Origin of the sequence: Streptomyces sp. G45 (assembly GCF_049542095.1) — a bacterium.
Classification (GTDB): Bacteria; Actinomycetota; Actinomycetes; order Streptomycetales; family Streptomycetaceae; genus Streptomyces.
Window position 1 is genome coordinate 7,361,798 of the sequence record NZ_JBMUZU010000001.1, and the last position, 12,427, is coordinate 7,374,224.

Below are 12,427 nucleotides of genomic sequence, written 5' to 3' on the forward strand. Positions count from 1 at the left end.
GTTTGACTGAAAAGAGTGAAAGCAGATCGGGGCTCGTAGCCCCCCTTCGGCCTCCTCGTTACAGGTGGTGCGGTCCGCGGCTGGGACCGCATGGCCTACTAGGAGGAACTAATGATCAAGAAGGTTGTCGCCGCCGCGGCCGTCACGGGTGGCCTCGTACTCGCTGGCGCGGGCGTCGCCGCTGCCGACGCCGGTGCGCAGGGTGCCGCCGTGCACTCCCCGGGCGTGGCCTCCGGCAACGTCGTGCAGATCCCCGTGCACGTGCCGGTGAACGCCTGCGGCAACACCATCTCGGTGATCGGCGTGCTCAACCCCGCCTTCGGCAACTACTGCGTCAACAAGTGACGCCGCCGTGCCCCACCCCGTGAGGGGCCTCACCCCCTGAGGGTCTCTTGAGTCCGTCGGCCCCGGAGTGCTTGCCACGCACTCCGGGGCCGACGGGCATTGGACGCACGGCGAGGTCCCGCCCGTGCGCCCCTTTCCGGACGGAAGAGCAGGCAACGGAAGAGCAGGCAGAGGAGGCAGGGAGAACCATGCGACAGGCCACACGAAAGACCCTGATCACGGCGGCGGCCGCCGGTGGTGTCCTCGCGGTCACCGGCGGTTACGCGCACGCCGACGCGGGCGCGGAGGGCGGGAGTTCCCACGCGCCCGGCGTCCTGTCGGGCAACACGGTGCAGGCGCCGGTGCACGCGCCGGTCAACGCGTGCGGCAACACCGTGAACGTGGTCGGGGTGCTGAATCCCGCGATCGGCAACCGTTGTACAAACTCCCCCGGAGACGGGGGTGGCTACGGCGACGAGCACCCGGGCGGCTCCTCGTCCGACGGCCACGCCACCCACTCGCCCGGCGTCGGCTCCGGCAACACCGTGCAGGCGCCCGTGTACGCACCGATCAACCTGTGCGGCAACACCGTCACCATCGGCGGCGCGGGCAACGCGGCGGTGGGCAACGACTGCGCCAACCACGGGGGTGGCGGCGAGACGGCGCCGCCCGGGGAGCCGGGTCAGCCCGGTCAGCCGGGCGAGCCGGGTAAGCCGGGCGAGCCGGGTAGGCCCGGACAGCCTGGGAAACCCGGTCAGCCCGGTGAGCCAGGGGAGCCCGGTGGGCCGGGGCACCCGACCAAGCCGGGCAACGGCGAGAAGCCGACCAACCCGGGGAAGCCGGGGAAGCCGGGCGACCCCGGCGAGCCGGGCAACCCCACGCAGCCCGGTGAGCCGGGCCAGCCGGGTCAGCCGGGCCACCCGGGCGGGCCGGGGCAGCCCGGCGGCGACCGGCCGGGGGACGGGAGCGACCACGCCGACGTGGCCGACAGCGGCGGCGCCAACCAGCCCGCCACGCAGGTCATCGCCCCGCCCGAGGGCAAGGACCAGCTGGCGCAGACCGGCAGCTCGCTCCCGGCCGGTGCCGCCCTGCCGCTGGGCGCGGGCATGCTGGTGGCGGGCTCGATCCTGTACCGGAAGGCCCGCGCCTGACGCGGTCCGACCGGTGAGCGGAAACGGAGCGGGCCCCGCGATCGCGGGGCCCGCTCCGTTCCTGCTCCGGGCCCTGTCGCGGCCCCCTCAAGGCGCCCTCACGGTCCGTCCCGAGCGCTCAGGCACCGGTCACCACGTGGCCCGTACCTGGCGGATGATCCGTCGCCGCAGGCGCACCCGCCGACTGCCGTCGGCGTGCAGGCTGAGGCGGTCCAACTCCCAGTGTCCGTACTCTGCGTGGTCCGTCAGCAGACGCGTGGCCTCCTTGCGGGACACCCCGCGCGGAACGTACACGTCGACAAATTCGTATTCCGGCATCGCATCTATTGTGCGGGCACCGGCCCCGTACGGATAGCGTCTGCACTATGTCTGATGCTGCGCAGCCGACCGCTGCCGAGGTACGCGCCGCCGCCGAGGCGGTCAAGACCGCGCTCGACCGCCACCTTGCGGCGGTCGAACGCAGGTCGGGCGAGGACGATCCGGCCGTCTACGAGGCGTTCAACGAACTGGCCGCCGCGGCCGAGACCTACGACGAACTGCTCTACGACGGCTACGACGAGGTCACCCCGTTCGAGATCCCCGGAGCGGAGGACAGCCTGCCGCCGTACCAGGGCCCGGCGGAGCCGACCGCGCTGAGCGTGCTGATCCGGCGCGACTACGCCGTCGTGGAGCCGCAGCGGCTCCTCGCGCAGGCGGCGCGGGTCGAGGCCGCGGAGGGGGACGACGGGGACGCGGACGCCGACCGGCAGGGAGGCACGCTCCCCGGTGCGATCGGCCTGCTCTTCGGCGAGTTCGAACCGGACGAGATCGCCTCCCGGCACAAGGAGTTCGGCCTGGAGGAGGGCGACTCCACGCTGTGGGTCACCGCCCTGGACGAGCCAGCGGAGGCCGGGGAGTGGCTGGAGTCCCCCTTCGAACAGGCGGACCCGCAGCGCGTCGTGTGCCGCTTCGACGTGAGCGCGGTCTTCGACGAGGAGGCCGACAGCGACCTCGACGACCTCGACGACGACGCAGACGACCTTGACGACCTCGATGACGCGGACCGGGCCGACGCGGTCCTGGACGCGGAGATCGACGACGGGGACCTCGACTACGACCTGGACGAGACCGGGTCCCTGAACGGCGTCGACGACGTGGTGGACGAGGTCGACGACCCGGACGCCCCGGACGACGGCGATGACGCCGATGACGCCGATGACACCGATGGCGGCGATGGCGGCGATGGCGGCGATGACGTGGATGGCATGGAGGACGTGGAGGTCTTCGAGCGGCGGAAGCGCGACGCGTCCGCGTAGGGCTGGGGCCGCGCGCGAGGGGGTGCGCGGCCCGGTTCCGCCGCGCGCGCCCGGCGGTTGACGCGTGACCGGCTCGCAGCGTCTCCTCGCGGTCGGCGCCCCGGGGCTTGTGACATGGCGACGCTCGGCGTGACGGTGTTGGTCACCCATGCCACGGTGCCGGTCACCAACGCCGTCGTGCACACCGCGAGCCGGGCTCTCGGGTGGGGGGCCACGAGGGCGCCCACACCGTGCGGTTCGCGGCCCACGGCCCGCGGCGCGCGGAATCGAAGGCTCCGCGCCCGGCCGGGGCGGACGCGGGGGTTCCACGTCCGCCCCGGCGCGCTACCGCGTCGCGGGCACCTGCGGTCGCAGCAGGGTGATCAGGCGGGTCGTACGGTCCTTCGCCGGGCGCTCCGCCACTGCCTGGGGCAGGGCCTGGCCGACGCCCTGGACCACCGACAGGTGGCGTCCGGCACGGCTGAACGCCGTGTAGACCCAGGGCCGGGTCAGGGCCGCCGCCGCGTCGCCGGGCAGCACGACCACCGCCGCGGGCCAGCGGCGCCCCACCGCCTGATGCGCGGTCAGCGCCCAGGCGTGGCGCACGGTCTGCTCCACGCGCTCCTTCGGTACGACCACGGGGGCGCCGTCGCACTCCAGGTGCAGGCCCTCCGCGTCGGCCCCGACCACCCGGCCGAGCGCCGTGCGGCCCGGGACGGGGGCGTGGGCCACGCGGTCGCCGGGGTCGAAGCCGCCGAACCGGCCCGGGCCCGGGTTCAGCCGCTCCTTCAGGGCCGCGTTCAGGGCGCGCGTGCCCGCGGCGCCGCCGTGGCCCGGCGTGATGACCTGGGTGTCCTCGGAGGGCACGCCGAGCGCGCGCGGCACCGAGTCGGCGACGAGCTGCACCGTGCGGTGGATCGCGTCGGCCGCGTCCCGCACCGGCACGATCACGACCTCCTTGTCCGGCGCGGAGACCTCGCCCAGCTCACCGACGCCGATCCCGGAGACCAGCTCGCCGATGGGGCCGGGGTCCGGGGTGCGCGAGGCGATCTGGGGGCAGCAGCGCGCGGCGAGGAGGTCCGCGAACACCCGGCCGGGGCCCGCCGACCACAGCACTCCGGGGTCGCCGCTGAGCACGAGCCGGGCGCCGTCCGGCAGCGACTCGACGAGCATCGCCGCCGTCTCCACGTCCATCTGCGGGGCGTCCAGGACCACCAGGACGTCGAGGGCGAGCGCGCCGTCCGCGTCCCTCCCGGGGCCCTCGCGCCCGGACAGCAGCCCCGCCACGGTCACCACGGCGGTCGGCTCGGCGGCGGCTGGGGCGCCCGGGCCACCCGGGGCGTCCAGTCCGGTGGCGTCCGGTGCTCCGATGTGCTCGGCGAGCCGTCGCCGCCCGTCCGCGCTGTGCGTCGCCGCGCAGACCCGCAGGCCCAGGGACCGGGCGGCGGCCACGAGCGCGGCGGGCTCGGCGCGGGCCGCCTCGCCGCCCGTGTGCAGGACCAGGCCGTGCCCGGCGACGGCCCGGATCAGCTCGGCCGCGGAACCGGACGCCGCGCCCGCCGCGGACTCCCACGCCTCGGCCCCCGGCCCGGCGCCGTCGCCCGCCGCGGAAGCGTCCGGAGAGCCCGGGGAATCCGGAGAGTCCGGGGAGTCCGGGGAGCCCGAGGTGTCCGAGCTGTTCGACGCGCGCGATGCCGCCGACGCGGTCGGCAGGGCCGTGTTGAGGAGGCGGGCCAGTCCGTCGGCGAGGCTCTCCTCCGCGAGCGCGTACCGCTCAAGGCCGAACAGGACGCGGACCGGCACCGCCGCCTGCTCGCCGTCCGGGGCGTCCGCGCCGCCCTCACCGTCCGCGCCCTCCGGGCTCACGGCGGGTGCCTCCGCCACGGGGGCGCCGTCCAGCGCGTCCTGGAAGACGAGCACGTCGCCCTCGGCGATCGCGCTCTGCACCGCCGCGTCCGGGTCCGGCACCCCGCGCTGGCCGAGCGCCGCCGTGAGTGCGGCCGAGTCCAGGGCCGTGTGCCCGGCGACCGCGGCCTGGTCGAGCAGCCAGACGGTCAGGGCGCGGCCCCTGCGCTCGTCGTCGGGGCCGCACTCGGGCCCGAGCAGCGCCCGCGCGAACCCGTCGGCCTGTTCGGGCCGCACCCCGGTGACGCGCAGCAGCTGCCACGGGTCCTCGCGCAGCTGTCCGTCGGCGCCCTCGCCGAGCGCGGCCGCCGTCCGGGCGGCGAGCGCGGCGGGCGCCCCGCCCTCGGCCAGCACGGCGGCCACCGCCGCCACGGCCTCCGGCGCGGGCTCGGCCGGGCGCGGCGGGGCCTCGGGCGCCGGTCGGCGCACCGGCTCGGGCGCGGGCCTGCGGGGCGCGACCGGCTCGGGCGCACGGAACGCGGAGGCGACGGGCTTCTCACCGCTCTCCACGGCCCGCACCGCCGCCAGCAGGTCGGCCGCCGTGCCCTGGAGCTTCCCTCCGGCCGCGACCGGGCCCTTCTTCGCGGCCTTGCGCTGCTCGATCCGCTCCCGCAGCTCTCGCTGCGCGGCAAGCTCGGCCTCGGCCTCGGACACCTCACCGCCCGCGCCGCCCTCGGCCTGACCTTCCGCGGTCCCGCCGTCCGCGGCGCCTTCGGCCGCCTGGCCGGAGCCGCCCTCGGACGCCGCCTCCGCATCGGCCTCGGAAGCGGCCTCCGCGCCGCTCTCGGCCTCGGGGCCCGCGGCCTCGGGGGCACCGTCCGGGCCACCCTGGGCCCCCGGTCCTGGAACCGCGGCGTCCGGGCTCCTCGGCTCGGCAACCTCCGCGGCGGCGGACTCCGTACTCACAGCGTGCTCCAGTCCTGGTCTGGGTAGCGGTGCACGGGCGCCGACACGTCGTCGAGCGCCTGGCAGATCTCGTCAGGAAGACTAAGGGTCTCCACTGACAACGCCGCCGTGAGCTGCTGGGCGGTGCGCGCGCCGATGAGGGGGGCGGTCACTCCGGGGCGGTCGCGCACCCAGGCGAGGGCCACCTGGAGCGGCGTCACGGCGAGGCCGTCGGCCGCTATCGCGACCGCGTCGACGACCCGGCCCGCGGCGTCGTCCAGGTACGGCGCGACGAAGGGGGCGAACTGCTCGGAGGCGCCGCGCGAGTCGGCGGGCGTGGCGTGCCGGTACTTGCCGGTGAGGACGCCGCGGCCGAGGGGGAGGAGGGAGCAGCCCCACGCCCAGGTCGACGGCGGCGGGCAGCACCTCGCGCTCGACGCCGCGCTGGAGCAGGCTGTACTCCATCTGCGTGCTGGCGAGGCGGGTGCGGGTGCCGGGGGAGGCCAGCTGCCAGGTGGCCGCCTTGGCGAGCTGCCAGCCGCTGAAGTTGGACACGCCCGCGTACCGTGCGCGGCCGGTGCTGACCGCGATGTCCAGGGCCTGGAGCGTCTCCTCGAGGGGTGTCTCCGGGTCGAAGGCGTGGACCTGCCACAGGTCCACATAGTCCGTGCCCAGGCGGGCCAGGGAGGCGTCGAGGGCGGCGAGCAGGTGGCCGCGGGAGCCGTCGAAGCGCCGGTCCGGGTCGGGGACGCTGCCCGCCTTGGTCGCGATGACGAGGTCACGGCGGGGGACGAGGCGCTCCACGAGGCGGCCGAGGAGGTACTCGGCCTCCCCGTCGCCGTACACATCGGCCGTGTCGATGAGCGTGCCGCCCGCCTCCCAGAAGACCTTGAGCAGGTCCGCGGCGTCGCTCTCCCCGATCTCGTCGGCGTACCCCCAGGTCAGGGTGCCGAGTCCGATCCGGGACACACGCAGACCTGTACGGCCGAGATGCCTCTGTTCCATGGCGCGAGATTACTGGCCATGCCTCCACAGCGGGTGTTCCTGTGGACAAACGCGCGGTTGTGGACATCACCGTCACCCGGCCGTCACGCGCGAGAGGGCCGCCGGGCCCGCCGCTCGGGCCGCCATCGCCCTGTGGGTCGGCCCTCACGCGTGAGAGGACCGCCCCGGCCCTCCGCACCCCGTGGGCGCCGCCCGCCTGTCGGATCCCGCACCCGCGCGCTACAGTCCCGGCACACAGACGTTACTCACGGGTAAGGGGATCGGGCATGCAGCTCGGGATCAACCTCGGCTACTGGGGCGCCGGGATGGACGCGGACAACCTGGCCGTCGCGCAGGAGGCCGACCGGCTCGGCTACGCGGTCTGCTGGGCGGCCGAGGCCTACGGGTCGGACGCGGCCACCGTCCTCGCGTGGGTCGCGGCCCGCACCGAGCGCATCGACGTGGGCTCGGCGATCTTCCAGATCCCCGCCCGGCAGCCCGCGATGACCGCGATGACGGCGGCGACCCTGGACTCGCTGTCCGGCGGCCGGTTCCGTCTGGGGCTCGGCGTGTCGGGGCCGCAGGTCTCCGAGGGCTGGTACGGCGTGAAGTTCGACAAGCCGCTGGCGCGCACCCGCGAGTACGTGGAGATCGTACGCAAGGCCATGGCCCGGGAGCGGTTGAGTCACGCGGGCGAGCACTGGACGCTGCCGCTGCCGGACGGCCCGGGCAAGCCCCTGAAGCTGACGGTGCATCCGCAGCGCGAGCACATCCCGGTGTACATCGCGGCGATCGGCCCGAAGAACCTGGAGCAGACCGGTGAGATCGCCGACGGAGCCCTGCTGATCTTCCCGGCGGCGGAGCACCTGGAGGAGACCGCGGTCCGGCATCTGCGGGCCGGGCGCGAGAAGGCGGGGCTGACCATGGAGGGCTTCGACGTGGTGCCGACCCTGCCGCTCGCGGTGGGCGAGGACGCGGACGTCGAGAGGCTGGCCGACATGTTCCGCCCGTACACCGCCCTGTACGTCGGCGGCATGGGCAGCCGGAAGCAGAACTTCTACCACCAGGCGGCGACGCGCATGGGGTACGGGAAGGAGGCCGCCGAGATCCAGGACCGCTATCTCTCCGGGGACAAGGACGGCGCTGCCGCCGCCGTGCCGCACTCGCTGATCGACTCCACGACGCTGCTCGGTTCCGTCGACCGCATCGCCGACCGCATGCGCGCGTACGCCGAGGCCGGGGTCACCACGCTCACCCTGTCGCCCGCGGGCTTCACCCTGGAGGAGCGGATCGCCGCGCTGCGGGCGGGCACGGAGGCGCTGGAGCGCGCGGGCCTCGCGTAAGGAGCCGCGGCAGGGGCCTGGCGGCGCCCGGAGGGACCGGGAGGGACCGGAAGGGACCGGAAGGGAGTGCCGGGGGAGGTTTCCGCGGCCGTGGTGGGGGCTCGGGGGTCTTCCCCGCCACGGCCGTCACGCATCACAACGCCGCGACACGCCGTCCGGTTACGGCCCCGTTCGGCCGTGAAAGTCCTCCGTTCGGCTGAGCTGGCCCGTACACCTGTTGCCTCCTGCTCCACCGCGCATTTGACTCGTTCTTTGCGGAAGTCCGAGAACCCCGCGCGGTCCGTGCAGGCATGGAGGTGCCAGCGATGCTTTCGGCCAAGAGTCTCTTCCAGGAGATCCTCGACAACGACGAGTCGTTCCGGCTGTTCTGCTCCATCGCGGCCAGCGGCGAGTCCCAGGGCGGCTGGGAGAACGGGCGCATCGCCGCACTGGTCCCCGAGAGCCAGCGCGCGCTCGCCCCCAAGATCGCCCGGCACGGCGCGGACGAGGACAAGCACGGCCGGATCTTCAACGCGCTGTTGAAGAAGCGCGGCCTCGACGCCTGTCCCGTGCCGTACGAGACGGACTACACGCTCATCCTGGAGCGGCACGGCATCGGCCTCGCGCACGACAAGCTCCGCGCCGACCAGCCGCTCACGGAGCGGGACATCATCACGTACCTGGCGCACAGCAGGGTCACCGAGCAGCGCGCCGCCGACCAGATGGTGATGCTGCGGAAGTTCTTCGCCGACCACCCCGAGGTCGGCAAGGCCGTCAGGATGATCTCCAACGACGAGGACAACCACCTCGCGTACACGCACGAGGAACTGCTGCGCTTCGCCGCCGCCGGGCACGGCCGCGCCATCCAGGCCACCCTGCGCGAGTGCGCGCTCGCCGAGATCCGCATCTACCGCGACGTCAGCCTCGCCGTCATGGCCCGCATGGGCCGCATCCTCGGCTGGTCCCGCGCCAAGTCCGCGCTGCTCACCGCGGGCATCCACGCCATGTACGCGTACGAGCGCCTCGGCGGCTGGCGGCGCATGGTGTCCCTGAGGATGCCCGAGCGGCGCAATGCCCTCGGCGGCCCCGCCACCTCGGCCCCCGAGTTCGCCTGACCCCCGCCTGCCCGCGCTTGATCCCCAGCCGGTCCCCGGCACTCCCGCCCGCACGCGCGCGTGCCCGCGCCGGGCACGTGCGCCCTACAGCCACCCCCGCCGCTTGAACAGCCGGAACAGGACCACCTCCAGGGCGGCCATCAGCAGGATCACCGCCGGGTACGTCCACCACCAGTGCAGCTCCGGCATGTGGTCGAAGTTCATGCCGTACACACCCGCGATCATGGTGGGCACCGCCGCCATCGCCGCCCACGCGGAGATCTTCCGCATGTCGTCGTTCTGCCGCACGCTCATCTGCGCCAGATGCGCCGACAGGATGTCCGTCACCAGGCGGTCCAGGCCCTCCACGGACTCGTTCACCCGCGTCAGGTGGTCGCTGACGTCCCGCAGGTACGGCTGCGCCTCCTGGTCCACGAACGGCACCGCGCGGGCCGCGGGACCGACACCCGCGAGCCGCGCCACCGGCATCGCCAGCGGCCCCGTGGCCCGCCGGAACTCCAGGATCTGCCGCTTGAACCGGTAGATCCGCGACGCCGTGTGCCGCGAGCCGCCCCCGTCCGGCGAGAACACCTCCGCCTCCAGGCCCTCCAGGTCCGTCTGCAGCTCGTCCGCCACCTCCAAGTAGTGGTCGACCACCGCGTCCGCCACCGAGTACAGCACCGCCGTCGGCCCGTGCCCGAGCACCTCCGGCTCCGCCTCCAGGCGGTGCCGCACGCTGCCCAGCGGCGCGCCCTCGCCGTGCCGGACCGTCACCACGAACGAGTCGCCCACGAACAGCATCAGCTCGCCCGACGACACCGTGTCGCTGTCCGGCTCGTACACCACCGGCTTCAGCACCACGAACAGCGAGTCGTCGTACACCTCCAGCTTGGGCCGCTGATGGGCCTTCAAGGCGTCCTCCACCGCCAGCGGGTGCAGCCCGAACTCCTCCGTGACCTGGTCGAACTCGGCCTCCGTCGGCTCGTGCAGACCGATCCACACGAACGCGTCACCGAACGCGCGGGCCTCGTCCAAGGCGTCGGAGAAGTCCGCGGGGCCCTCGGTACGGCGCCCGTGCCGGTAGATGGCGCAGTCGACGATCACGTCCCGGATTCTTCCCAAGCCTGACTCCTGCCGCATCCCCTCCGCCGCTTAGGCTGACCCGCATGCCCACGCTGATCCTCGTCCGGCACGGACGCTCGACCGCCAACACCGCGGGCCTGCTCGCAGGCTGGACGCCCGGCGTCGCCCTGGACGAGCGCGGCGCCCGGCAGGCCGCGGCGCTCCCCGGCCGCCTCGCCGACGTGCCGCTCGCCGAAGCCGTCACGAGCCCCCTCCAGCGCTGCCAGGAGACCCTCGCGCCGCTGCTCGCCGCCCGCCCGGACCTCACCGTCCACACCGACGACCGCGTCGGCGAGTGCCACTACGGCGACTGGTCCGGCCGCAAGCTCGCCGAACTCGCCGACGAACCGCTGATGGAGATCGTCCAACAGCACCCCTCCGCCGCCGCCTTCCCCGGCGGCGAGTCCCTGCGCGCCATGCAGACCCGCGCCGCCGAGGCGGTACGGGAGTGGAACGCCCGCGTGGAGCGCGACCACGGCGCCGACGCCGTGTATCTCATGTGCTCCCACGGCGACATCATCAAATCCCTGGTGGCGGACGCCATCGGACTGCATCTGGACCTCTTTCAGCGCATCTCGGTGGAACCGTGTTCCCTCACCGTGATCCGCTACACCCGTCTGCGCCCCTTCCTCGTACGCCTCGGGGACACCGGCGACCTCGCGTCGCTGGTCCCCCGCGAGCAGCCGCCGGGCGACGACGCTCAGGTCGGGGGAGACACCGGTGCCCCGTGACACGCGGGAGGACCGTGATCGTTCCCCGCAGTAGGGTGCAGTGCAGTCGTCGCTCCACCCGCCCGCCGTCGCCCGGAAGCCCGTACGCGACGGCGACCCCACCCGCAGTCGATTCCAATGGAGACAGGACGTGCCCCGTCAGGTGTTCCTCTACGACCCGCCGGAACGCTTCGTGGCCGGAACCGTCGGGCTCCCAGGGCGGCGCACCTTCTTCCTCCAGGCGTCCGCCGGAGTGCGCGTGACCAGCGTCGCCCTGGAGAAGACACAGGTCGCCGCGCTCGCCGAGCGCATGGAAGAACTCCTCGACGAAGTGGTGCGCCGCAGCGGCGGCAGCGCGGCGGTGCCCGCCGTCGCGCCCGCCGAGGCCACCGACAGCGCGCCGCTCGACTCGCCCGTGGAGGAGGAGTTCCGGGTCGGCACCATGGCCCTCGCCTGGGACAGCGAGGAACAGCGGATGATCGTCGAAGCCCAGGCCCTCGTCGAACTGGACGCGGACTCCGACGAAGACCTCGCGGAGGCCGAGGAAAGGCTCCTCCAGGACGAGGAGAACGGCCCCCCGATGCTCCGCGTGCGCCTCACCGGCGTCCAGGCCAGGGCCTTCGCCAAGCGCGCCCTGGACGTCGTGAACGCGGGCCGCCCCCGTGCCCCCTGTGCAGCCTGCCGCTCGACCCGGAAGGACACGTATGCCCGCGCCAGAACGGATACCGGCGGGGAGCGTGACCGCCGCGGAACTGCTCGCCCGGGGCGAGCTGACCGTGCGCGGGCAGATCAGGGAGGCCTCGAACGCGGTCCTGTACTGCACGGTCGCCGCCCCGGACGCGGTCGCCTCCCCGGACATGGTCGCCGCCCCGGGCACGGTCGTCTCCCCGGGCACGGTCGCCGCCACCGACGGGGACACCGGCGCCGCCGGGCACCCGGTGGCCTGCGTCTACAAGCCCGTCGCGGGGGAGCGCCCCCTGTGGGACTTCCCCGACGGCACCCTCGCCCAGCGCGAGGTCGCCGCCTACGAGGTGTCCGAAGCCCTCGGCTGGGGCCTGGTGCCGCCCACCGTGCTGCGCGACGGCCCCTACGGCCAGGGCATGGTCCAGCTCTGGATCGACGCCCCCGAGACGCCCGACGGCGACGGCGGCCCCGAACTGCTCGCCCTCGTCGACGGCGACGAGCCCGGCGACGGCTGGAAGGCCGTCGGCTTCGCCGCCGTCGGGGAGGACAGGACCGCGCTGCTCGTGCACGCCGACGACGCCCGGCTGCGGCGCCTCGCCGTCCTGGACGCGGTGATCAACAACGCCGACCGCAAGGGCGGCCACCTGGTGACCGACGCCACCGGCCGCCTCTACGGCATCGACCACGGCGTCACCTTCCACACCGAGCCGAAGCTGCGCACCCTGCTGTGGGGCTGGGCAGGGGAGAAGCTGCCCGAGGACGCCGTGGCCGCCCTCGGCACCCTCCGGGACGCCCTGGCGGAGGGCGAGCCCCTCGCCGAACGCCTGGGGGAACTGCTCACCGAAGCCGAGGTGGCCGCCACCCGCGCCCGGGTCGCCGCGCTCCTGGCGGCCGGGCGGCACCCGGAGCCGTCCGGCGACTGGCCCGCCATCCCCTGGCCCCCGGTGTGACCCGCCGGGCAGGGCGGACCGG

The 12,427-nt window shown here is 74.4% G+C and carries 10 protein-coding genes and 2 pseudogenes; 8 read left to right on the forward strand and 4 right to left on the reverse strand.

The genetic code is table 11. The annotated features are described in order from the left end of the window. Positions 1–111: 111 nt before the first annotated feature. Positions 112–345, forward strand: coding sequence for a chaplin ChpH (gene chpH / locus ACOBQU_RS31210; protein ID WP_423631695.1), 234 nt, complete (start codon positions 112–114; stop codon positions 343–345). A 188-nt stretch (positions 346–533) separates the two neighbouring features. Beyond that, on the forward strand, positions 534–1,475 hold the full coding sequence (locus tag ACOBQU_RS31215; RefSeq protein ID WP_423631697.1) for a chaplin family protein: 942 nt from the start codon (positions 534–536) through the stop codon (positions 1,473–1,475). Between the two features lie 129 nt (positions 1,476–1,604). Here the strand turns inward: ACOBQU_RS31215 and ACOBQU_RS31220 are convergent, their stop codons facing one another. Beyond that, the gene (locus ACOBQU_RS31220; protein WP_016641768.1) at positions 1,605–1,793 is read right to left on the reverse strand and encodes a DUF5703 family protein; all 189 of its coding nucleotides are present in this window, start codon (positions 1,791–1,793) and stop codon (positions 1,605–1,607) included. A 47-nt stretch (positions 1,794–1,840) separates the two neighbouring features. On the opposite strand from ACOBQU_RS31220, the gene ACOBQU_RS31225 reads away from it, so the two are divergent. Then, positions 1,841–2,770 (forward strand): hypothetical protein, encoded by a 930-nt coding sequence (locus ACOBQU_RS31225; RefSeq protein ID WP_423631699.1) that lies wholly within the window; start codon positions 1,841–1,843, stop codon positions 2,768–2,770. Between the two features lie 324 nt (positions 2,771–3,094). Here ACOBQU_RS31225 and ACOBQU_RS31230 read toward each other — a convergent pair whose 3' ends face one another. Both ACOBQU_RS31230 and ACOBQU_RS31235 read right to left on the reverse strand, forming a co-directional pair. Next, positions 3,095–5,560, reverse strand: coding sequence for a helix-hairpin-helix domain-containing protein (locus ACOBQU_RS31230; protein WP_423631701.1), 2,466 nt, complete (start codon positions 5,558–5,560; stop codon positions 3,095–3,097). After that, positions 5,557–6,544 (reverse strand): annotated as a pseudogene (locus tag ACOBQU_RS31235) (aldo/keto reductase). The gene ACOBQU_RS31230 and the pseudogene ACOBQU_RS31235 overlap by 4 nt, the downstream one beginning before the upstream one ends. 266 nt (positions 6,545–6,810) lie before the next feature. On the opposite strand from ACOBQU_RS31235, the gene ACOBQU_RS31240 reads away from it, so the two are divergent. Together ACOBQU_RS31240 and ACOBQU_RS31245 are read left to right on the forward strand one after the other, a co-directional pair. Beyond that, positions 6,811–7,866, forward strand: a complete 1,056-nt coding sequence (locus ACOBQU_RS31240) for an LLM class F420-dependent oxidoreductase (protein WP_423631703.1) — start codon at positions 6,811–6,813, stop codon at positions 7,864–7,866. A gap of 305 nt (positions 7,867–8,171) precedes the next feature. Beyond that, complete coding sequence (locus ACOBQU_RS31245) at positions 8,172–8,960, forward strand: ferritin-like domain-containing protein (RefSeq protein WP_423631704.1); 789 nt, start codon at positions 8,172–8,174, stop codon at positions 8,958–8,960. Between the two features lie 84 nt (positions 8,961–9,044). Here ACOBQU_RS31245 and corA read toward each other — a convergent pair whose 3' ends face one another. After that, positions 9,045–10,043: a magnesium/cobalt transporter CorA gene (gene corA / locus ACOBQU_RS31250; protein WP_423634821.1), complete on the reverse strand. Its 999-nt coding sequence runs from the start codon at positions 10,041–10,043 to the stop codon at positions 9,045–9,047. A 62-nt stretch (positions 10,044–10,105) separates the two neighbouring features. Here corA and ACOBQU_RS31255 point away from each other — a divergent pair, with 62 nt between their 5' ends. From ACOBQU_RS31255 to ACOBQU_RS31265, 3 genes and pseudogenes are all read left to right on the forward strand, one after another. Next, positions 10,106–10,792, forward strand: a complete 687-nt coding sequence (locus ACOBQU_RS31255) for a histidine phosphatase family protein (RefSeq protein WP_423631706.1) — start codon at positions 10,106–10,108, stop codon at positions 10,790–10,792. Between the two features lie 130 nt (positions 10,793–10,922). Continuing rightward, positions 10,923–11,512 (forward strand): annotated as a pseudogene (locus tag ACOBQU_RS31260) (DUF3090 domain-containing protein). Further along, positions 11,476–12,405, forward strand: a complete 930-nt coding sequence (locus tag ACOBQU_RS31265; protein WP_423631708.1) for an SCO1664 family protein — start codon at positions 11,476–11,478, stop codon at positions 12,403–12,405. The pseudogene ACOBQU_RS31260 and the gene ACOBQU_RS31265 overlap by 37 nt, the downstream one beginning before the upstream one ends. The last annotated feature ends 22 nt before the right edge of the window (positions 12,406–12,427 follow it).

What these genes read in the sequence shown, in the direction of transcription:
- chpH (WP_423631695.1), top strand. Translation starts at nt 112, where the DNA reads ATGATCAAGAAGGTTGTCGCCGCCGCGGCCGTCACGGGTGGCCTCGTA.
- ACOBQU_RS31215 (WP_423631697.1), top strand. Translation starts at nt 534, where the DNA reads ATGCGACAGGCCACACGAAAGACCCTGATCACGGCGGCGGCCGCCGGT.
- ACOBQU_RS31220 (WP_016641768.1), bottom strand. Translation starts at nt 1,793, where the DNA reads ATGCCGGAATACGAATTTGTCGACGTGTACGTTCCGCGCGGGGTGTCC.
- ACOBQU_RS31225 (WP_423631699.1), top strand. Translation starts at nt 1,841, where the DNA reads ATGTCTGATGCTGCGCAGCCGACCGCTGCCGAGGTACGCGCCGCCGCC.
- ACOBQU_RS31240 (WP_423631703.1), top strand. Translation starts at nt 6,811, where the DNA reads ATGCAGCTCGGGATCAACCTCGGCTACTGGGGCGCCGGGATGGACGCG.
- ACOBQU_RS31245 (WP_423631704.1), top strand. Translation starts at nt 8,172, where the DNA reads ATGCTTTCGGCCAAGAGTCTCTTCCAGGAGATCCTCGACAACGACGAG.
- ACOBQU_RS31255 (WP_423631706.1), top strand. Translation starts at nt 10,106, where the DNA reads ATGCCCACGCTGATCCTCGTCCGGCACGGACGCTCGACCGCCAACACC.
- ACOBQU_RS31265 (WP_423631708.1), top strand. Translation starts at nt 11,476, where the DNA reads ATGCCCGCGCCAGAACGGATACCGGCGGGGAGCGTGACCGCCGCGGAA.